The sequence below is a fragment of the Roseivirga sp. YIW32 genome (genome assembly GCF_057219245.1).
Map to the genome: position 1 here is coordinate 1,075,261 of NZ_JBXVVG010000002.1, position 21,712 is coordinate 1,096,972.

Annotated in this window: 21 protein-coding genes; 14 read left to right on the forward strand and 7 right to left on the reverse strand. The window is 43.7% G+C overall.

Going from position 1 to position 21,712, the window contains the following annotated elements:
• Positions 1–16: 16 nt before the first annotated feature.
• On the reverse strand, positions 17–1,309 hold the full coding sequence (gene purD / locus AC2D6U_RS13530; RefSeq protein WP_484721520.1) for a phosphoribosylamine--glycine ligase: 1,293 nt from the start codon (positions 1,307–1,309) through the stop codon (positions 17–19).
• 57 nt (positions 1,310–1,366) lie between these two features.
• Positions 1,367–3,565, reverse strand: coding sequence for a DNA helicase RecQ (gene recQ / locus AC2D6U_RS13535; protein ID WP_484721521.1), 2,199 nt, complete (start codon positions 3,563–3,565; stop codon positions 1,367–1,369).
• A 73-nt stretch (positions 3,566–3,638) separates the two neighbouring features.
• Between recQ and AC2D6U_RS13540 the strand changes: the two genes are divergently transcribed.
• Both AC2D6U_RS13540 and AC2D6U_RS13545 read left to right on the forward strand, forming a co-directional pair.
• Positions 3,639–4,607: a KpsF/GutQ family sugar-phosphate isomerase gene (locus AC2D6U_RS13540; protein ID WP_484721522.1), complete on the forward strand. Its 969-nt coding sequence runs from the start codon at positions 3,639–3,641 to the stop codon at positions 4,605–4,607.
• Entirely contained in the window at positions 4,607–5,677 is a 1,071-nt protein-coding gene (locus AC2D6U_RS13545; protein ID WP_484721523.1) for a mannose-1-phosphate guanylyltransferase, read from the forward strand. Before AC2D6U_RS13540 ends, AC2D6U_RS13545 begins: the two co-directional genes overlap by 1 nt.
• Here AC2D6U_RS13545 and rlmB read toward each other — a convergent pair.
• Positions 5,674–6,417 (reverse strand): 23S rRNA (guanosine(2251)-2'-O)-methyltransferase RlmB, encoded by a 744-nt coding sequence (rlmB, locus tag AC2D6U_RS13550; RefSeq protein WP_484721524.1) that lies wholly within the window; start codon positions 6,415–6,417, stop codon positions 5,674–5,676. The two genes, AC2D6U_RS13545 and rlmB, sit on opposite strands and share 4 nt — an antisense overlap.
• A complete protein-coding gene (locus tag AC2D6U_RS13555) occupies positions 6,417–7,625 on the reverse strand; it encodes a GWxTD domain-containing protein (protein ID WP_484721525.1) in 1,209 nt (402 codons plus the stop codon). Before AC2D6U_RS13555 ends, rlmB begins: the two co-directional genes overlap by 1 nt.
• A 105-nt stretch (positions 7,626–7,730) precedes the next feature.
• On the opposite strand from AC2D6U_RS13555, the gene AC2D6U_RS13560 reads away from it, so the two are divergent.
• A complete protein-coding gene (locus tag AC2D6U_RS13560; protein ID WP_484721526.1) occupies positions 7,731–8,504 on the forward strand; it encodes a class I SAM-dependent methyltransferase in 774 nt (257 codons plus the stop codon).
• Between the two features lie 31 nt (positions 8,505–8,535).
• The gene (locus AC2D6U_RS13565) at positions 8,536–9,549 is read left to right on the forward strand and encodes a S1C family serine protease (protein WP_484721527.1); all 1,014 of its coding nucleotides are present in this window, start codon (positions 8,536–8,538) and stop codon (positions 9,547–9,549) included.
• Positions 9,550–9,581: 32 nt separating this feature from the next.
• On the opposite strand, the gene AC2D6U_RS13570 is transcribed toward AC2D6U_RS13565, so the two are convergent.
• Positions 9,582–12,563, reverse strand: coding sequence for a glycosyltransferase family 117 protein (locus tag AC2D6U_RS13570; RefSeq protein WP_484721528.1), 2,982 nt, complete (start codon positions 12,561–12,563; stop codon positions 9,582–9,584).
• 61 nt (positions 12,564–12,624) lie between these two features.
• Complete coding sequence (locus AC2D6U_RS13575) at positions 12,625–13,269, reverse strand: hypothetical protein (protein ID WP_484721529.1); 645 nt, start codon at positions 13,267–13,269, stop codon at positions 12,625–12,627.
• 90 nt (positions 13,270–13,359) lie between these two features.
• Between AC2D6U_RS13575 and AC2D6U_RS13580 the strand changes: the two genes are divergently transcribed.
• From AC2D6U_RS13580 to AC2D6U_RS13625, 10 genes are all read left to right on the forward strand, one after another.
• Positions 13,360–14,547 (forward strand): tetratricopeptide repeat protein, encoded by a 1,188-nt coding sequence (locus tag AC2D6U_RS13580; RefSeq protein ID WP_484721530.1) that lies wholly within the window; start codon positions 13,360–13,362, stop codon positions 14,545–14,547.
• A gap of 73 nt (positions 14,548–14,620) precedes the next feature.
• Complete coding sequence (locus tag AC2D6U_RS13585; RefSeq protein ID WP_484721531.1) at positions 14,621–15,097, forward strand: Lrp/AsnC family transcriptional regulator; 477 nt, start codon at positions 14,621–14,623, stop codon at positions 15,095–15,097.
• Between the two features lie 7 nt (positions 15,098–15,104).
• The gene (locus tag AC2D6U_RS13590; protein ID WP_484721532.1) at positions 15,105–15,608 is read left to right on the forward strand and encodes a phosphoribosyltransferase family protein; all 504 of its coding nucleotides are present in this window, start codon (positions 15,105–15,107) and stop codon (positions 15,606–15,608) included.
• A gap of 43 nt (positions 15,609–15,651) precedes the next feature.
• Positions 15,652–16,518: a mechanosensitive ion channel family protein gene (locus AC2D6U_RS13595; RefSeq protein WP_484721533.1), complete on the forward strand. Its 867-nt coding sequence runs from the start codon at positions 15,652–15,654 to the stop codon at positions 16,516–16,518.
• Between the two features lie 145 nt (positions 16,519–16,663).
• Entirely contained in the window at positions 16,664–17,482 is an 819-nt protein-coding gene (gene panB / locus AC2D6U_RS13600) for a 3-methyl-2-oxobutanoate hydroxymethyltransferase (protein WP_484721534.1), read from the forward strand.
• Between the two features lie 118 nt (positions 17,483–17,600).
• Positions 17,601–18,233: an LON peptidase substrate-binding domain-containing protein gene (locus AC2D6U_RS13605; RefSeq protein ID WP_484721535.1), complete on the forward strand. Its 633-nt coding sequence runs from the start codon at positions 17,601–17,603 to the stop codon at positions 18,231–18,233.
• Positions 18,234–18,235: 2 nt separating this feature from the next.
• Positions 18,236–18,700, forward strand: a complete 465-nt coding sequence (locus AC2D6U_RS13610) for an NADH-quinone oxidoreductase subunit A (protein ID WP_484721536.1) — start codon at positions 18,236–18,238, stop codon at positions 18,698–18,700.
• Positions 18,700–19,218, forward strand: a complete 519-nt coding sequence (gene nuoB, locus AC2D6U_RS13615) for an NADH-quinone oxidoreductase subunit NuoB (protein ID WP_484721537.1) — start codon at positions 18,700–18,702, stop codon at positions 19,216–19,218. Before AC2D6U_RS13610 ends, nuoB begins: the two co-directional genes overlap by 1 nt.
• The gene (locus AC2D6U_RS13620; protein ID WP_484721538.1) at positions 19,215–19,700 is read left to right on the forward strand and encodes an NADH-quinone oxidoreductase subunit C; all 486 of its coding nucleotides are present in this window, start codon (positions 19,215–19,217) and stop codon (positions 19,698–19,700) included. The genes nuoB and AC2D6U_RS13620 overlap by 4 nt, the downstream gene beginning before the upstream one ends.
• Positions 19,700–20,917 carry an NADH-quinone oxidoreductase subunit D gene (locus AC2D6U_RS13625; protein WP_484721539.1) on the forward strand — a complete coding sequence of 406 codons (1,218 nt, stop codon included), beginning with the start codon at positions 19,700–19,702 and terminating at the stop codon, positions 20,915–20,917. Before AC2D6U_RS13620 ends, AC2D6U_RS13625 begins: the two co-directional genes overlap by 1 nt.
• Here the strand turns inward: AC2D6U_RS13625 and AC2D6U_RS13630 are convergent.
• Positions 20,914–21,633, reverse strand: coding sequence for an SH3 domain-containing protein (locus AC2D6U_RS13630; protein ID WP_484721540.1), 720 nt, complete (start codon positions 21,631–21,633; stop codon positions 20,914–20,916). The two genes, AC2D6U_RS13625 and AC2D6U_RS13630, sit on opposite strands and share 4 nt — an antisense overlap.
• Positions 21,634–21,712 lie beyond the last annotated feature (79 nt).

A 21,712-nucleotide genomic window follows, 5' to 3' on the forward strand; every position in this document is an offset into this window, starting at 1 on the left:
CCCAAAAGGGCGTTTTTTAATTGTTAATTAGTCTCAGGATATCTTGTCCGATGTCCTTTCGATGGTACTCATCGTCCCAAGTGATCTGACCAATGCCATTATACGCATTTTCCAGTGCATTTTCTACACTATTCCCTTTTCCTGTAACGGCAATTACACGACCTCCGCTGGTCAATATTTCTTCATTAGGTCCAGTTTTGGTTCCTGCATGAAAGACAAGTGCGTCTTTAACCTCATCGATGCCGTGAATGATATGACCTTTGGCATAACTGCCTGGGTAGCCTCCAGAAACCATTACGACAGTTGCCGCTGTCGATGGGTCTAAGGAATAATCCACCTGATCAAGTCGACCAGTGGTTGAGGCTTCCAATAAGTCGACAAGGTCAGAGTCAATTCTGGTCAGGACTGCCTGGGTCTCAGGGTCGCCCATTCTTACGTTGTATTCAATGACATAAGGTTCGCCGCCCATATTCATCAAGCCAATGAAAATAAATCCTTGGTAAAGAATGTCTTCCTCATTGAGCCCGTCTATGGTGGGTTTGATAATGCGTTCTTCTACTTTATCCATAAACGCTTGATCGACGAATGGAACAGGTGTAATTGCTCCCATGCCTCCAGTGTTGAGGCCTTTGTCATTTTCACCAATGCGTTTATAGTCCTTGGCTTCCGGTAAAATTTTATAGTTTTTTCCATCGGTTAGCACGAAGACAGAAACCTCAATGCCGTCCAAAAATTGCTCTACCACCACACGCGAAGAGGCCTCGCCAAACTTGGCATTTACCAGCATTTCTTTCAACGTATCTTGTGCTTCTTGTTGGGTCTCCGCAATGATGACTCCTTTACCGGCAGCAAGACCATCGGCCTTCAACACAACGGGGGTCGGATGGCTTCCAACATAGTTAAGGCCTTCTTCCAGGCTGTCTTTCGTAAAGGTTTTAGAACGGGCTGTGGGAATGCCGTATTTATCCATGAATTGCTTGGAGAAGTCTTTACTCCCTTCCAATTGTGCACCAGCTTTTGAAGGTCCGACAACACCAACATGCTGAAGTTCAGGTTGTTGGTCAAAATAGTCTTTGATGCCTTTGACCAGAGGGTCTTCTGGTCCCACAACTACGAGTTGAATTGAATTTGCTTTGACAAATTCAGCGATCGCATCAAAATCATTGACATCCAATGGAACATTTTTTCCGATCAAGGCAGTGCCTGCGTTTCCCGGAGCGATGAACAATTGATCACACTTCGCACTTTGAGCAATCTTCCAACTGAACGCATGTTCTCTACCGCCGCTTCCTAAGACAAGGATATTCATAGTCGTTACGCTTTTAAGATCGGTAAAGGTAATTAATCCGAGAAAAAGGCGACGGAATTAATTGGCGTATTCTGAAATGAATTTAATGCGTGCTAAACGCATGTCTTCTTCGTACAGATCCTCTTCCTCAAATTCTTCTAAGGCCTTGTCTATGTCATCCGATTCCGCATTCATAAAATAGTCCATGATCTCTTGGAGAAGCTCTTCGTCCATCAAAGTTTCCAGGTAGTAATCCAAGTTCAGCTTAGTCCCTGCAAAGCAAATGATCTCCATCTCTTCGATCAATTGGTCGAAAGTCCAGCTTTTTAGTTCAGCCATTTCTTCGAGATCCATTTTTTTATCGATCTGTTCAATGATGAAGATCTTGTTTTTCGACTTCGAACCGGAAGATTTGATGACAACCACATCCTCAATTTCAATGTCGTTGTCTTCTACGTACTTGTTGATCAGTTCAAGGAAAGGGGCTCCAAATTTATTGACTTTGCCCATTCCGATACCGTTGACATTGGCCAAAGCCTCCTTTGTCGTTGGGTATGTCGTGGCCATTTCTTGCAACGAAGGATCTTGTATGATCACGTAAGGTGGCAGGTTTCGCCCTTTTGCTACTCTTTTTCTTTCGGCTTTCAATAAGTCGTACAATACCTTGTCGTAAGAGTTGCCACTTCGGGCTCCGGCTGATACTTCATTCGATTCATCCTCCGCTTGGTCCACATCACTGTAGTCAAGGTCTTTAGTGATCTCAACTGGATGTGGAGCACGAAGGAACTCTTTACCTCTTCCCGTTAATTTTAAAAGCCCGATGTTCTCGATGTCCTTGCTGATGAATTCATTGAGTAACGTTTGCCTGATCACCGTTTTCCAGAACTGTTCGTCTTTGTCTTTTCCCTTGCCATATACGCTGAGCTGATCATGCTCATAGCTTTTGATGTACTGATTTTGGGAACCGCGTAGGACACTGATGAGGTGTGTCATGCCAAATCGCTCTTCTGTTTCTTGGACAGTTTGAATCGCTAGCTTAACATATTCTTGTCCGTCGAAGCTCTCTCGCTCGTAGCGACAATTGTCGCATAAGCCTGATTCTTTACAGTGTGTGTCTTCGTATTCTTCACCGAAATAATGGAGCAATTGTTTCCTACGACAAACAGCCGATTCGGCATAAGAAGACATTTCCTCTAGCAGAAGCTTTGCATTTTCTTTCTCAGTTACCGGTTTGTCCTTATTGAATTTCTCCAGTTTTAAAATGTCATTATAACTGTAGAACATGATGCATTGACCCTCTAAGCCATCGCGTCCTGCTCTACCCGTTTCTTGGTAATAGCCTTCTAAGGATTTTGGCACATCGTAATGGATAACGTATCGGACATCAGGCTTGTCTATGCCCATGCCGAAGGCGATGGTAGCAACGATCACATCGACCTCTTCATTCAGAAAGTCGTCTTGATTTCTCATCCGAACACCTGAGTCGAAGCCGGCATGATAAGGCCTTGCTTTAAAACCATTGACCTGCAAGAAGTTTGCGATCTCTTCAACCTTTTTGCGGCTGAGGCAATAAATTATTCCTGATTTTCCTTCGTTTTCCCGTATGAATTTGATCAGCTGCTTTTTGACGCCCTTCTTAGGACGAACTTCGTAATAAAGGTTTTCCCGATTAAATGAGGACTTGAACAGATCCGCATCTTCCATGTTCAAGTTGCGTTGAATGTCCAGCTGGACTTTTGGAGTTGCCGTAGCTGTCAGGGCGATTATGGGTACATCACCGATCTGATTGATGATGCTCTTGATCCGGCGATACTCCGGCCTGAAATCATGGCCCCATTCTGAGATACAGTGGGCTTCGTCAATCGCAGCAAAGGAAACATTCGCCTCTTTTAGGAAGTCGATGTTCTCTGGTTTGGTCAACGATTCAGGAGCAACGTAGAGAAGCTTGATTTCACCCGCAAGCGTAGATTTTTTTATTTTCTTGATCTCCGTTTTGGATAAGGTAGAGTTCAGAAACCGTGCATTGATGCCCACAGCATTCATTTGGTCTACCTGATTTTTCATTAGGGCGATGAGAGGGGAGATGACAATGGCCGTACCTTCTTGTACAATGGCGGGGATTTGATAGCACATGGATTTGCCCGCGCCTGTTGGCATGATCACAAAGGTGTTCTTGCCTGCCAGTAAATTGAGAATGATCTTCTCCTGATTCCCTCTGAATTGGTCGTATCCAAAGACTTTTTTGAGTGTTGCTCGTAATTCTTCAACCTTTACCATAAAGTTGTATCTAATTGAAAATTAGGATAGTCTTTCCTTATCTTTGTTCGACTCTTTAAAAAATAGTGTCTAATTGAAGATAACTAAAAATATCCAAACCATTGCTAGGTCAACTTTGGTCGATGAGGCCAATGCGATCACAAAAATAACGGAATACATCGATGAACAGTTCGAAAACGTTGTCGAAACTATTCTGAACACCAATGGTCGTGTCATTGTCACCGGAATTGGCAAAAGCGCCATCGTGGCTAGCAAGATCGTTGCAACTCTTAACTCCACAGGTACCCCTTCTGTTTTCATGCATGCGGCAGATGCCATCCATGGCGATTTGGGCATAATACAAGCGCATGATGTAGTGATCTGTATTTCTAAGAGTGGCAATACAGAAGAGATCAAAGTGTTGGTTCCTTTATTGCGACGATTGGGCGTGAAAATCGTTGGCTTGGTGAGCAACATGGATTCTTTTGTGGCCAAACAGGCCGATTATGTATTGAATGCCACCATCGATCAGGAAGCCGATCCAAATAATTTAGCTCCAACAACGAGTACAACGGTACACATGGCCCTAGGTGATGCCCTTGCCATTTGTTTGTTGCAGGCCAGAGGCTTCTCCTCTCAAGATTTCGCCAAATTTCACCCGGGTGGTTCACTGGGTAAACAGCTGTATTTAAAAGTTGATGATATTTATCCTAAGAATGAACTGCCATTGGTAGATGAAGACCTCAAGATCAAAGAGAGCATTGTCATCATCTCGCAAAAGAGATTGGGTGCGGCAGCGGTTGTGGACAAGAACAATGAGCTGCTAGGGATATTTACGGACGGTGATTTGAGGAGAATGCTCGAAAAGTACAACGATTTTAGCAGTTTGCGTATAAAAGAAGTAATGACGGCAAACCCTGTGACCATCGAAAAGGGGGAATATGCCATCAGAGCACTTAACCTCATGCGCGCTCATGACATCAACCAGTTGATCGTTGTTGAAGGGAAACATGTGGTTGGGTTTTTACATATTAATGACCTCATAAACGAAGGGATAGTCTGATGCCAAATAATTACGTCGTTATCATGGCTGGTGGAATTGGAAGTCGATTCTGGCCTTACAGCCGCGCAGAGAAGCCAAAGCAATTTTTAGATGTACTCGGAACAGGTCGATCATTGATTCAAATGACCTACGATCGGTTTTTGAACATTACAGGGAGTGAAAACATTTTTGTGATCACCAATAAGCGGTACAAGTCTTTGGTTAAAGAGCAATTGCCAGAACTGACAGATGATCAAGTGCTGCTAGAGCCAATAGGTAGAAATACCGCAGCGGCTGTCGCCTACCCAGCGTATAAAATAAAAGAGAAGGACCCGGAAGGAGTGATGATCGTCGCGCCATCCGACCATGTCGTGTTCAAGGAAAAAATCTTCAAAGACAACATTACCACGGCAGTGAAAGCCGCCAAGGGAAGTGAAAAATTGATCACCTTAGGCATTGTTCCAAGTCGGCCTGAAACGGGGTATGGCTATATCCAATACCATTCAAGTCCTTTGAAGAAGGTGAAGAAAGTCAAGACCTTTACGGAGAAACCTGAATTGGAATTGGCACAGAAATTCATTGATTCCGGCGATTTTGTCTGGAACGCTGGTATATTCATTTGGTCGATAGATTCCATTACAAAGGCATTTGAACGACATCTAGAGGATATCGCAGAGGTATTCAAAGAGGGTGCCGCAAGCTACTATACAGCACAAGAGCAAGACTTCATAGATCGAGCCTATTCTCAATGCAAAAGCATTTCGATCGATTACGGAATTATGGAAAAGTCGGAAGACGTTTACATGGTCAAAGGTAAATTCGATTGGTCTGATTTAGGCAGTTGGGATTCCCTACACGACATCAAGGACAAAGATGATAATGGGAACGTGGTAGACGGCAATGTACTCTTATACGATACAAAAAATTCCTACATCAAAGGACCTGATGATTTGTTGATCGTAGTCCAAGACCTTGACGGTTACCTGGTCACAAAGTCAGATAATGTCATCTTGATCTGCAAGAAAGATGCAGAAAAGAAATTCAGGGACTTCCTTAGCGATGCCAAAGAAAAAGGGGAAGGGTTTGCCTAATTCCGCTGCCTGATGGTTTCATAAATAAACACACCGGTTGCCACTGAAACATTTAAGGAGTCGATCTTCCCACTCATGGGTAGCTTGGCTTGCTGATCAGACATTTTCATGTATTCGTCTGAAATGCCTTCTTCTTCAGACCCCATCAATAAACCGATCGGACCACTCAGGTCTGTATTGAAGACCAGCTCATCGGCTTTTTCAGTACAAGCCACCACCTTTATGCCATTTTGCTGAAGCTCTCTGATCGTATCTTTTAAATTCATCGAACGAATCACGGCAATGTGATTAAGCGCACCAGCGGAGGTTTTCATGGCATCTGCACCAATTTGTGCACTGCCACGGGAAGGAACAATGATACCATGAACACCAGCGCATTCTGCCGTTCTGGCTATTGCACCGAAATTTCTTACGTCCGTTATGCGGTCCAAAATGATCAGAAAAGGATCTATCGCTTGAGCATAAGCAGAAGAGATCACATGATCCAGCGAAGCAAATTGAATAGGACTCACAAAGGCAATGGTGCCTTGGTGGTTTTTCCGCGTAATGCGATTCAATTTCTCAATCGGGACTTTCTGATAAGGTATTTTCCGTTGATGGCAGAGCTGCAAAAGCTCGCTGCTCAGGTCGTTCTGCAGATCGCGCTGAACCATCAATTTATCAATCTCTTTGCCTGCTTCGATGGCTTCTATGACCGCTCGTGTCCCGTAAATAAAATCCGTAGTTGTTCTTCTTTCCATTATTCAATGATTCTGCCTGATCGCCATTGCGTAACCGCGGTCATCCAATCTTCTTTGTAGCGGTTTCCTCTGATTAAGTTGTAGGTAACTGCTCCCTCATTTTCTACTCTATCAAAAACAAACCGAAGTCGACCACCATTGCCTGATGAGTATACCCAGAGCTCAGTTTTTTCATTTCGAAATACCTGAAGTGGATTTCCGAAGATCAGATAGATCATTCCTCGATCTGTCTTCCATCCATCGCGGTCTGTGGTAAAAAGTCTTCCCGCCTTGCGAATTCTCCTGTAGAAGTATTTTATAAAGTCCTTGGCAACCCGTTGGTTGCTGGATATCGTGTTTTGCACGAATTCCTCAAATCCATCGCGGCTGTCTTTGGCCTCTTGAAGGGCCGTGTACTCGTCGTTTGTGCTCAAAAAGATCAGCGGCCGGGCAAGCTTATTGTAATCGTTGAAAAAGGGATAATAGGGGTCTGTGACCAGTAAATAGAGACTTTGCTGTCTTTCTTTCGACGCACTTATTTTATAATATCCTTCATTGTAAAAAGTGAAAAGCTCATTTTGCTCTGTGCCATATAGCGTGTCTAATACCACAGGCTCAGCGGGTTCAATTGCCGTGTCATCAAATGGAGGCATTGGGATACCCGCATTCACTTGAAAGCCGGTGAGTTCAAAGTTACCATCCTCACGGAATACATCGCGTATACGAACTTTGTCACCTTTATTGACATAGGAAGAGAAATAAGGGATGTCTGTTTCAGGCTGAAAAAGCATGAATGGTGGAGCCGTTCGAGAACCGATCACTAAAGGAATATCGTATTTGAACCTTCTATTTTTCGGGATATTGTAAATGTCAAGTACGATGAGCTGCTTTGAGTCCGTTTCGACTTCAAATTGATAAATGAATTCTCTAATACCGGTGAAAAGAATAGCACTGGAGTCTAACTGGATTTCTGTGTTGGGTTCTTTTTCTGCTGTGTAATTGCTTCTGAGGTCATAGGTCAGCAGGTAGTCCGACACTTTCACATTCCCACTATTTAGGCTGAATTTTAGGTAAACCTTATGTTTGCCTTCATCGGAGGCTACTTTGTGCTCGATCAAAAATTCGTGATCAAGATCGTAGAGATAACCTATCTCAGAAGAATTCATTCGGCTTTGACCGAGCGTCGTCAGGCAGCTGAAGAGAATGAATAAGGTAATGTGCAGACGCATGCTTCAAAGTTATCGTTTAATTAGACATACTTGTTAATCAATATAAAAATCAAGCGGGTTTAAGCGAAACAATTCTATTCCATTAAATTTGGCCAAATTTCTACTATGGGGACCTACACAACTGAAATTGCTTCTGACAAAATCGTTTCGGATAACCCAATCCATCAACGTTTATTGCAAGCCTATTATTTGGCTAAGCCTTACATCAAAGGGAATTTGCTTGAATTGGGTTGCGGTGAAGGTAGAGGGGTTGAACTTCTTGCCCCTTTGGCAGACAATTATTTGGCTCTGGATAAGATCGGTGAAGTCATCGATGAATTGAAGCAGAAATATCCAGCGGTTGATTTTCAACAAGCGGTTTTCCCGCCTTTTTCAAGCCTGGAAGAGAATAGCTTCGACACCATTGTCTCATTTCAAGTCATAGAGCATGTGAAGAAAGACGCGGAGTTCTTGTCGGAGATCTACCGTGTTTTGAAACCTGGGGGCCGAGCAGTGTTGACGACTCCAAACATAAAGAAAACGCTAACACGTAATCCTTGGCATGAACGAGAGTATACGGCTCAACAACTTAAAACACTCGCACAGCGATATTTTCAGAAGGTGGAAATAAGGGGTGTGGCGGGGAATGAGAAGGTCATGGAATACTATGAAGAGAACAAAAGATCGGTGCAGAAGATTACGCGCTTCGATGTATTCAATCTACAATATAGATTGCCTGCTGCTCTTCTTCGAATACCCTACGACCTCTTGAATCGAATGAATCGAAATAAGTTGAATCAGGGCAACAGCACATTGGTGGCCACTATTCAACACGACGATTATTTCTTGACAGATAAGGCCAGCGAGGCCCTGGATCTTTTTCTGGTATTGGAAAAATAATTAGCCATTTTTGATAAAAACGCATTGTCATATGAAGAACATGTTAGTTGCTTTAATGTCTGTATTGCTATCACAGGCTGTGATGGCACAAGACCTGAGTAAAGCCTACGAAAAAGTAGTGGATGGAGTCGTGGTGATCATGACCCAAGAAAGTGAGGTGCTTCGTCAAAGTGGCCAAGAGATCAAAGTGGGCGTTTCCGGTTTAGGTACCGGTTTTTTAGTCGATGACCTATACATCATGACCGCTTCGCATGTGGTGCATACAGCAGAGACCATTATGATCAAGTTCAGCGATGGGGAAGAGATACCCGCTGATGTGGTGAGCGATTACAAAGTGGCCGATCTTGCTTTGCTCAAGTTGAAATGGAAAAGCAAGAGTGGTAAAGTGCTGACGCTAGGCGATTCAGATGCGCTGAAAATCGGAGAGCAGGTCTTTATCATTGGGGCACCGCTTGGGCTTACTTACTCCTTTTCCTCAGGTTATGTAAGTGGTCGGCAAACGAGCCAAAAAAGGACAAGCGCATTGGTGAAGGCCGAGTTTATCCAAACAGATGCTTCTATTAATCATGGCAATTCAGGTGGCCCAATGTTCAACACAAAGGGTGAAGTTGTCGGAATTGTGAGTTCTATTCTGTCACAGTCAGGTGGATTTGAAGGAATTGGCTTTGCGGCGAGCTCCAATATCGCTAAGGATTTGCTTCTTGATAACCATGCCATGTGGACCGGAATAGATGGTAAGGTTATTTCTGGCGAACTGGCTAAAATTCTAAACCTGCCTCAGCCGGAAGGTTTATTGGTTCAAAAAGTTGTTTTGCTTTCCCCTATGGGCTTGATGGGTGTGAAGGGAGGAAGTTTTAAAGTCATGATAGACGATGAAGAGATCCTTCTGGGCGGAGATGTGATTTTAGCAATTAATGGTGTTCAGCTGTCCACATCGCCCAAATCGCTCGACTCCATTGCCGAAATCTTAAGCGCCAACAATCAGAATCCGCTCGAATTGACTGTCCTACGAGCTGGAAAAATCGTTACACTAAAGCAGCAGTAAAAAGAAAGGCGAGCATTGCTCGCCTTCATGGATTAAAAATTACTTCTCAAATTCAGTTGATCTTCCTGGCTTTGGAGCATGGACAGCACCTGCTGAGATTCTTCCAATAAGCCAGCATTACGTAAGATCAGACTGATGTACTGCAGGCCTCTCATTTTTGCTCTAAAAGAAAAATCGAAGCGCCCTTTTTCTTGCTGGTAAGCAATTTCATCATTGAACTGTTTCGCCATGGCCAAAGCCATCTCTTTCCCTTTTTCTACTTCTCCAATATCTAGGTAGCCTTGAATGAAACCAATGGAGGACACATCATAAGGAACAGATTCAATTGGCATTTTGGCCATTCCGAAATCCAGCACTTCTTTGGCTTTTGTTGAATCACCTTCCATTATTAACGCTTCGGCTAGGGTAGTGATCATCGAGCGGTGATTCTGCACAAAGCCTCGGTAGTCCTCGTTAAGGTTGGTGTTGGGGTTATCAAGCCCTCTGAAACGCATTTTATTCATCACGTTGTCATACATGACTTCGGTATTGACCAAGTCTTGCAAACCTGCAGGTTTACGGATTGGCAACAGCCTGTATGCCATGCCTTCCTGTACCAGATAAGGAGAGATGTCGAAATTGACCGCATTCTCTGAGGTATAATTGAAATAGATCGGTCTTTCCCAATTGTTCTGAGCGATAAGGTCGAGCATCATCAGTTGCCCTTTATCTAAATATGGACTTTCAAGGTCACCGTTTTCGTTCATATTGAATGTGAAGAACATGCGTGGTGTGATGTATTGCTCCAAACTTTCTGGCACAATATTCATCTCTTTTACCTGAGCCGTATCGACATCAAGCAATAAAGACTTGGCCGGAACCAACATGACTTCATTGCCGGAGGTAAAGGTTCTCTTGAACGACTTAACGTCACGTTTCACAATGTCTAGGTACTGGGCGAGATCCACCGCTTGTCCCTCAAATTGTGGCTGTTCCTGAATGAATAGTACATCGTTCTTTCCTTGCCTGTAGTTCTCTTTGGTTAATGAATACTTGAAGGCAGGAGAATCATTCATGTCTGTTGCCGTCTGATCCACATACCAATCCGTGTTGTAGTAACTCAACACCACGACACGAACATCTGTTCTAAAGCCCTCCACTTCCTGGATGTACCATAAAGGGAAGGTGTCATTGTCTCCACCCGTGAATAAAATAGCATTGGGTGCAACAGAGGCCAAAAAGTTTCTCGCTGAGTCAACAGAGAAATACCGATCTGATCGGTCATGATCGTCCCAGTTTTGGGCAGCCAAGATCAATGGTGCCACTAGCCCTAAGGCGATGGCTGCAGGGGCAAGCTTTTCGCTTCGCTTCGCTATGGCTTGGCCAATGGCCAAGATGGATAAACCGATCCAGATGGCGAAAACGTAATAGGAACCCGCATAAATGTAGTCCCTTTCTCTAGGTTCAACAGGTGGTGAGTTCAAGTAAATGACCAAGGCCACTCCGGTTAAAACAAAAAACATCAGGGTAGCAGCAAACCTTTTGGGGTCTTTGTTGAATTGGAAGAAGAAGCCGATCAATCCCAAGATGAAAGGAATCATATAGTATTGATTTCTTCCTTTGTTGTTAACGATGGTTTCAGGAACCCCCTTATCAGAAGCAAGCGGGCCTAACCAATCGGCATCCTGTATATCACTTTCTCTCCCACTAAAATTGAACATGAAATACCTGAGGTACATGTGCCCGATCTGATGCGAGAACATGAAATACAGGTTATCGGCGAAGGAGGGTTTTTGCCCCGGCCTCAGCCCTGTTATTTGCATATACTTTTGAATGTGGGATGGAGATGGACTCCACATGCGAGGCAACAATGTCTGGTATGCCGGATCGTAATCTACTTCGGTCTTGTAATCAGCAACACGGTATTCATCTTCCGCCTTGTAGTAGATCGGTGCACCCTGTCGGATGTCGGTCTGCTGGGCATTAAAGTATTGACCATAGACTAAGGGTCTGCTGCCATATTGTTCTCGTTTGAGGTAAGAAACGAAGGTCATCACATCTTCCGGGTTGTTTTGATCGATCGGAGGATTAGCTTGAGATCGAATCAATATAACGGCATAGCAGCTGTATCCGATAAGGACAAAGGCCATCGACAAAATCAGGGTATTCCAATTGGGTAAGTCTTTTTTTGCTGTGTAGCGTAAGCCGAGCACAATAAGAGCGATCACCAGAAGCGTTAAAAAGAGTGCACCGGAACCAAAAGGAAGACCAAATGTATTTACGAAAGTGATCTCAAATTTTCCGGCAATGGTCGGCAAGCCCGGAATAATGAAGGAGTTGATGAATAACACCAAGAAAAGGCTAAAACCAATCGCGGCTATTGCTCCCAACCAAGTCGGGTTTTTATATTTTTTGAAATAATAGATGAGTCCAAGCGCAGGCAAGGTCACGAGTCCTAACAAATGCACTCCAGTTGAAAGCCCTAACATGTATGCAATGAAGAGCAACCATTTGTTACCGCTGCTTTCGTCATCCACCAGTTCCCACTTGAGCATGGCCCAAAACACCACAGCGGTAAAGAAGGAGGACATGGCATAGACCTCACCTTCAACGGCAGAAAACCAGAAGGAGTCAGTAAAAGTGAAAGCCAAGGCACCAACGGCTCCGGCACCAGCCAGCATGATCTTCTGATAGGCTGTTTCTTCGCCAATTTGTGCGTTGAGTAATTTTCTGCCCAACATCACGATCGACCAATACAAAAAGAGTATGGTAAAGGCGGAGGCCAAAACGCTCGACATATTGACCCAATAAGCAACTTGTTCCACGTCACCCATCGCAAGCATCGAGAACAATCGTCCGATCAACATGAAAAGTGGAGCACCTGGTGGGTGCGATACTTCAAGTTTGTAAGCTATGGCGATAAACTCTCCACAATCCCAAAAACTTGCTGTTCGTTCTACGGTGAGCACATATACGATCAGTGAAACTGCAAATACGACCCAACCAGTGATGTTGTTCAGCTTTTTAAATTCCATCTATTACCAGCTTTAGGGCGTGAAAATAGTAAAAATATGTGTGGCTAGGCGTTAAAAAGTATTAATCGTACACCGTGGCATAAAACCACAACCAAAAAAGAAAAAGAGGGACGTAGGTGGTGAAGACTATGGCATTGGCCACCGATTTTTTCTTGCGTGCTGCGAAATCAATTCCATAGGTCAAAATGATCCAATAGGCCACCTCAAACAGATTCAAGCTTTGGTTAACATAAATGTACTTGTCCTGAACCGATTCATAATCGAAAAAGGACATCAGTGAAAACGGATAAAAAGCCTGGAATTCAAAATAATTGGTTTCGGGCTGGATGAGAATGAACCACAAGGTCTTGAGTAAGGTAGGAATGAAAAAGACCAATTCTGCGACCATAGCGATTTTCCAACATTTGCTGTAGCTAACCTTATACCCCCACATAAAACAGCCTGTCCATAGAATAAAAGCAATGACCGTGAATTTTAATCCGTACATCACTGGCACACCTAAAATTTTCAAGCCGGCAATAAGGCGTAGGATAAGCATTTCAGTGCCCTGAGCAAATTGAAATGCAGGTATTTGAGCAATAATGAAGCTTTGCTGAATGAACAGAAGAAGAATGTACAAAACACAGATGACCCCAAAAAAGAGGTACATGTTAAAGTCTGTGTAACTGCGGACTTTTAGCTCTAACTCACTATAAGGTCTTGGCATGATGCTAAACTACAATGAAAATTCGCACGTTGTAATAAAAATGTGTCAGGGCATGGTGATGAGGATAAGCGAAGCTAATTTTGTGATCAAATGAAAAGAGTACGGAAGTATTTGTTAGGGCTTATTCTGTTCGTCCTATGCGCAGGGGTCAACGCTCAGCCAACCGATAGTACCAAGTACTTGCTCTTGGATTTTGCCCTTCAACTGGAGATCACAGATGCCATTGATCACATGTACAACTTTGACTTTGGCAAGGCGGAAGTCGAATTTGCTTGGATCAAATACAACCACCCGGAACACCCCTTGTCCTACTTTTTGTATGGCATTTCTACCTGGTGGCAAATGATGCCCAATCTCGATGAAAGAGGTCCACTTTACGGAGACGAATTCTTGGCTTACATGGATACCACCATTACAAAGGCCGAGCAGTTACTAGAGGTAGAGGAAGATAATGCGGAGGCGTATTTCTTTTTGGCTGGGGCCTATGGGTTCAAAGGAAGATATTTTTCAGACCTAAAGAGCTGGGGTAAATCAACGAACGTCGGAAGACTCGCCTTGAAGTATCTTGAGCGTTCACGAGAATTTACCGACATCAGTCCAGAGATCCTTTTTGGCGACGGTCTCTTTAATTACTATGCTATTTATATAAAGGAGAATTACCCTTTGCTGCGCCCTGTTTTGGCTTTTTTTCCAAAAGGAGACAAGGAATTAGGTGTTCAGCAGCTTGAGGAAGTGGCGACTAATGCCTTTTACACGAGGGTTGAAGCAGTGTACTTCCTGATGCGCATCAAGGCCTTTGATCTGAACGAGACTTTCGAAGCGTTGAGGCTGGCAGAGTACATCTACCAGAAGTATCCGAATAACCCCTATTTCCATCGTTTCTATGCACGGATGCTTTTTGCTGCGGGACAATGCACCCAGTCAGCGGAAGTCTCCTATGAAATATTGGAACGTATAAAAGACCGGCAATTAGGGTACGAGGCTGTTAGCGGGAGGTATGCTGCTTTCTTTTTGGGTCAGCTGTATCGCTCGCAAAAGAATGACGAGGAAGCGGAAAGATATTTCCGCCAGGTCATCAGCTTTACTGAAAAAGTCGAGCAGGAAGAATCAGGTTATTATTTGAATGCGCAACTCTACTTGGCCAAAGCTGAGTTGGAAAGAGAAGAATACGAAAGCGTCTTGGAGCGCATTGATATCATAAGAGATAACACCAAAAGAAAAGAGTGGATCAATAAAGAAGCCCGAGATTTGAAAAAATTAGTGAGAAAAGAGCGTTAATTTTTGGATTAAAGATAGAATTATATTCTATATAACACTTTTAAACAAAATATTATTTTGCTTACTTCGTGCTATGAATGCTGGTTTAAAATTAGATAAGATTGATAGGAAGATCTTGGATATCCTTCAATCAAACGCCAAGATCACCAATGCACAGTTATCAAAGGAGATCGGTCTATCTCCGGCCCCTACATTAGAGCGGGTGAAAAAACTTGAAAACTCAGGGATTATTAAAAGTTACCATGCCAAACTCGATACGGATAAAATTGGTATGGGGGTAAGTACATTTGTCTATGTCACACTTAAAGGACATAACAAACAGAATATTGAAGTCTTTATTGAAGCGATCTCAAGCATCGATGAGATCATTGAATGTCATCACATCACCGGTTCTGGAGATTTTGTACTCAAAGTAATTGCAGCCGATATTTCATCCTACCAGAAACTCATGCTAGAAAGGGTAAGTGATATTTCTGTTGTCGACAATCTGCAATCAATGGTCATTCTTTCTACATTTAAGGATAGTAAGGTCTTACCTATTCCGGAGTAACTGATCAATGACAAAAGACAAGAAGCAGATACTTGATACGCCGCAGATCACACAGATCATCACCAGAATGGCCTATCAGATCTATGAGCAAAATTACAAGGCAGAGAAGCTTTACTTTTTTGGAATTGCACAAAATGGCTTGAAGTTAGCCCAGTTGATCGTAGAAGAGCTTTCCAAAATAGCGGATATCCAGACTGAAACACTCTTGATGGACATCGACAAATCGGCGAGAAGTCAACCTAACCTTGATCATGTAAGTATGCCAACGGGTGAACGCCTGTACATTATTGTGGTCGATGATGTGTTGAATTCGGGTCGAACAATGATGCATGCGTTTGACCCTTTGCTAAAGCTCCACATCGAAAAACTGCAAACCTGCGTCTTGGTGAATAGAAGTCATAAACGGTTTCCCATCGCAGTAGATTTCAAGGGAATGGAGTTAGGAACTACAATTGAAGAGCATATTGAAGTCCAATTGGAAGAGGATCATTATTCTGCTTTTTTGTATTAACTTTCTACAATCAATCAAAATTTAAACTCTTTATTTCATGACAATGAAAGAGCAAAACACGGGAGTTCTAGTTGAGAGCGTTGAAGGTCTCAGCAAAGAGCTAACCCAGGTTTGGGAAACTGTACAGCAATACGCTACAGAGTTTGGTCTTAGTCTAATTGGAGCTGTCGCGGTATTGGTTATCGGCCGATGGTTGATCAAAGGAATTATTCGTCGATTCAACAAGGTATTAGAAAAACGAAATGTTGATCCTACCATTATTCCGACAGTCAAAGGCGTTGTCAATGGAGCGTTAATAATTGCCCTCCTTTTGGCCGTCATAGGTATGCTGGGGATAGATACCACGGGACTGATCGCCGTATTTGGTGCTGCCGGTTTAGCCATCGGTCTTGCTCTGCAAGGCTCCTTAGCCAATTTTGCAGGGGGTATCCTGATCTTAACTTTAAAACCTTTCAAAGCAGGGGATTTTGTAGAGGTCAATGGACAATCAGGCTCAGTGCATGGCGTTAGCATCATCAACACCGTATTAAAGACACCTGATAATAAAACAATTTATTTGCCAAATGGAGCTGTCGCAGGTGCCAACATTACCAATTACACCGAAGAGGGTAAGCGTAGATGGGACAAGGTCTATGGTATCGGTTACGGCGATGATTTTGAAAAAGCTAAAAAGATCATTTCTGACTTATTAGCAGCTGATGAGCGTGTTCACAAAGATCCGGCTCCTTTTGTGAGAGTTGGAAATTTGGGAGATAGCAGCGTGGACATCACTGTTCGAGCCTGGGTCGATACACCCGAATACTGGAATGTCAATTTTGACATGATTGAAAAGGTAAAGAAGGAATTCGACGCCCAAGGCATTTCAATTCCATTCCCTCAAAGGGACGTACACATTTACAACGAACAGTAAGTGGTTTGAGAAAATTCAAGGAGCTTCGGCTCCTTTTTTTATACTCACAGCTTAGCCCGCAATGGCGAATAGGGTTTTCAATGTCGCTTGAGGGCTATGCGGTTGGTGGTTGAATTCTGTATATTTATTGCCCAATTAGAAGCCTATGTCTATTCATAAATCTGAGATCAAGAAGATCACCACACACCAACTGCAAGCCATGAAAGATCGAGGAGAGAAGATCTCGATGCTCACAGCGTATGATTTTTCAATGGCACAGTTAATTGATTCAGCAGGAGTAGACATCATCCTGGTGGGCGACTCGGCCTCTAATGTCATGGCCGGACACGAAACGACCTTACCTATTACATTAGACCAAATGATCTACCATGCAGGTTCCGTGGTTCGAGCTGTGAGCCGCGCCTTTGTTGTGGTGGATATTCCTTTTGGTTCTTATCAAGGGAATTCCTCTGAGGCCTTACGGTCTGCCATCCGGATCATGAAGGAGTCAGGAGCACATTCCGTAAAAATGGAAGGCGGCGAAGAAATCAAGGAATCTGTTTTGCGTGTATTAAGTGCTGGTGTTCCTGTCATGGGTCACTTAGGATTAACACCTCAATCGATTTACAAATTTGGAACCTATGCAGTGAGAGCTAAGGAGGAGGATGAAGCCAATAAGCTCATTCGTGACGCCAAGTGCTTAGAAGACTGTGGTTGTTTTGCTATCGTGTTGGAGAAGATTCCAGCCGACTTGGCCAAACGGGTAGCAGAAACAGTAAATATTCCAGTAATTGGAATTGGTGCAGGTTCTGATGTGGATGGTCAGGTGCTTGTGATGCACGACATGCTGGGGATCACTAAAGAGTTCAAGCCTCGCTTTTTGAGACAATATGCAGACGTGGGCAGTATAGTGACAGAAGCGGTGACGAACTACATCAAAGACGTTAAGTCGAAAGACTTTCCGAATGAAAAAGAAAGTTATTGATAGCAAGAATCGTTTGACCAGATATGTCACTGCTGATGGGATCACCCAACTTGTGCAGAAATAGTTGAAAGGAATGAACAAATTGCCCCTGATGGGGCTTTTTTATGGGAGAAGCATTATGGAAAAAAAATTTCTACCCTTATTCCCTTTGAAGTTAGTTGCCTTTCCGGGAGAGCAGCTTAATCTTCACATTTTTGAGCCACGTTACAAGCAGCTCATTTCAGAATGCGTGGAGCAGCAAAGTACTTTTGGTATTCCTGTTTTCAATGAGGTTATCTTAGACTATGGCGCTGAGATGGAGGTGGTGAAGATCGTAAAGTCCTATGAGGGTGGAGAGATGGATATCACTACCCGATGCGTTTCTGCATTCAAGCTCGAGCGTTTTGACGAAAAGGTAGCAGGGAAACTGTATTCCGGGGGGCTGGTGCAGCCGATTGTTGATCATCAGAATGGCAACGAAGAGCAATGGGCCGAATTAAGACGCCTAGCTAAAGAATTGATCAGCGTGCTTCATATGGAAGAAGATTTTGATGTGGATCTCTTGGGGAATTCATTTGAATTAGCACACAAATTAGGCTTATCTTTAGATCAAGAATACGACATGTTGCAAATGCCCGAGGAAGCGCGGAGGCAAGAATACATGATCAATCATTTGAAAAGAGCTATTCCACTCATCAAAGAGATGGAAAACGCCAAAGAGCGTATTCGAATGAATGGTCATTTTCAGCATCATGATCCATTGAACTTTTAAGCATGATACAACCCACGGTCGCAGATTTTGATACCATTTTGATCTTCATCATTGGGGGTTTGGCTTTTGCTGTCATTGGTATTTATGTGGCAAAAATGATTCGACCGAATAGACCGAATTATGAGAAGCTCACCACTTACGAATCAGGCGAAGATACAATCGGTTCTGCCTGGGGGCGTTTCAATATGAAGTTCTACGTCGTCGCTCTGATTTTCTTGTTGTTTGAAGTAGAGATTTTATACCTTTTTCCCTGGAGTGTCATTTTCGGAGATGCACAATTGATAGCTGAAACCAACGGGTTGTGGGCTCGATTCGCCATCATAGAAATGTTCATTTTCATCTTTGTATTGAGTCTTGGGCTCGCTTATGCATGGAAAAAGGGCTTCCTCGATTGGGTAAAACCAAGCACACAAGTATCCGATTTCAAATCGAAGATCCCTTCGTCAGCATATAAAAGGTATCAATAATGGGATTGCTTGATCAAAAATTGGCTCAGGGTGGCATCGTCATCACAAGAATTGAGGACTTGATCAATTGGGCCAGGTTGTCTTCGATGTGGCCCATGGGCTTTGGTACGGCATGTTGTGCGATCGAATTCATGAGTGCCCAGTCCACTCCCTATGATCTGGATCGATTGGGCATTATTCCAAGGGCTAGTCCGAGGCAATCCGATGTCATGATTGTTGCTGGCACCGTTACTTTCAAAATGGCCGATCGCGTCCGACGCTTGTATGAACAAATGGCTGAACCTCGCTATGTGATTTCAATGGGATCATGTTCTAATTGTGGAGGCCCCTATTGGGAGCATGGATACCATGTAGTGAAAGGTGTAGACCGAATCATACCGGTAGATGTATATGTGCCAGGTTGTCCTCCCAGACCAGAAGCGTTGATTGGTGGGTTGATGAAATTACAAGAAAAGATCAGAGGAGAATCCATCGTGGCTCCCAAAGCGATACAAAAAATTATGGAGGCGGGTAAATGAAATTTGATAAGATCATAACCGTGCTTACCAATCAGTTTGGAGAGGATTCGATACTGTCGAAAGATACCACTTCGACTCCTGAGTCCATTCGAATTGAGCCAAGCAAGCTGCTCGAAGTTATGGGCTTTCTGCAAGCGGACGAGCGATTGTATTTTGATAGCCTCTCTTGCTTAACAGCAGTTGACAACGGGGTAGAAAGCGATTCGATGGAGTTGATCTATAATCTCTATTCCATTCCATATGATCACCACTTAATGGTAAAGGTAATGCTTGATCGTGCCTCGCCTTCAGTTGATTCCTTGGTACCACTTTGGAAAACGGCGGACTGGCATGAGCGCGAAGCCTATGACTTAATGGGGATTAATTTTAATGGGCATCCGGACCTTAGGAGGATACTAATGCCGGCTGATTGGGATGGTCACCCGCTGAGGAAAGATTATGAAGAGCAAACCTACTATCGTGGGGTAAAAGTAAAATACTAGTGGCAGGGACTGTACAGTACATATTTGATGACAAAAACCTGAGGAATTCGGAGCCTGCCAAATTCAAACAGGAGGACCTGAGCTCAGAGGAGATGATCGTCAATATCGGTCCTCAGCATCCCTCAACTCACGGGGTGCTCAGGTTAGAGGTGCTTACGCGAGGTGAGGAGATCTCTGAAGTGATCCCTCATTTGGGTTATTTGCATCGCTGCTTTGAGAAGCATGCCGAGAATTTGCCATTCAATCAAACTCTACCTTTTGTCGACCGCATGGATTACCTGGCGGCCATGAATTCAGAGCATGCCTATGTAATGGGAGTAGAGCGCATGTTGGGGATTGAAAATCAGCTGCCCAAGCGCGTAGAATATATTCGTGTGCTTGTAGCCGAGTTGAATCGTTTGGCGTCTCATTTTGTAGCACTGGGTAGCTATGGAATGGACATGGGTGCGGTAACGGCTTTTTTCTGGATGATGCGCGACCGAGAGCACATTCTGAGGTTATTGGAATGGATCTCAGGCGCACGCATGCTCTATAACTACATTTGGGTAGGCGGGTTGTTTTATGACCTACCGGTCGGCTTTGAAGAGCGTTGTCTGGAGTTTGTCAATTATTTAAGACCCAAGCTGGTGGAATTGGATGAGTTATTGATCGAGAACAAGATCTTTATTGACAGAACCGCCAATGTGGGTGTTCTTCCTCTTGACTTAGCCATCAATTATGGGATTACAGGCCCCATGCTTAGAGGCTCTGGGCTCAAGTTTGATCTGAGAAAAGTAGATGGTTATTCCGTTTATCCAGCCTTGGACTTTGATGTTCCAGTAGGAAAAGGCGAGATGGGTAAAGTGGGAGACTGTTGGGATCGAACCTGGGTTCGAGCTCAGGAATGCAAAGAATCAGTGAAGCTCATAGAACAATGCCTGCAACAACTAACGGGAGATCATAAGAGGACAAGGGATTTTGATCCTCGCGCTGCTGTTCCAAAGAAAATTCGTCCCAAGGCAATGGATTTTTACATAAGAGCGGAGAATCCGAAGGGCGAGTTAGGGTTTTTCTTCAGAAGCGATGGTCGTTCGGATGTGCCCTTACGCGTTAAGGCCAGAGGGCCAAGTTTCACCAATCTTTCGGTAATCAATGAGTTGGCCAAAGGCGGCCTAATTGCTGATCTGATCGCTGTGATCGGATCCATTGACATCGTTTTAGGCGAGGTAGACCGTTAAAGCAAAGCTTTTAGGTTCGACTCACGAATGAATGCAGATTGACCTTTCCATCGGATCTTGATCCAAATGTCTTGCTGGTCAATGATCTCAACTTTATGACCTTGCCGCACAACTTCAACCAAAGTGGAGGCCGCTGAAGGACCTGACATAATGAAGGCATCATTTTTCATGATGATTCCTTTCGGCTTTTCAGAGGTGAAATTGAGTACATAAACCGCAACGATAAGGACTAAGGCCAAGCTCGTGATGAGGCTAAATGATCGTTCCTGATGCTTTTGGTATTTCCTCATCATCATGGCGAGCACGATGCCAGCTAATGTGATCAAAACCAAATAGATCAGGTATCGATTCTCTTCAATGAGTTGTTGAAATTTCTGGTATTCGGTCCATTCATACCCCTCAAGAGCATTTACTTGGGCCAGCTGCGCCATTTTATCGATGACCTTTTCGTCCGCCGTAAAACGATAATAATCATGTAAGTAATAAAGCGCATTTCCCAAATTATCTTGGGCTTCTTCGCTAAAAGCCATCTTCAAAAGCATTGCGGGAGTGGCTTTTCCCGAACGATATACGTCTTGATAAAGGGCATAAGACTGTGTGTAGCGCTTACTGTTGAATAGTGAATCAGCTACCTCAAGACTAGGCTTAACCTCTTGAGCATCAATTGATAATGTCCCGATCAAGAGCAGGGTGATAAGTCGAGCAAATAATTTCAAAGCGCTGTTTTGTATTTAAATTTTAAGCCGTTACCTTTGCAACCGCAATTAAAGGAAACGACCTTAAAACGACAATATT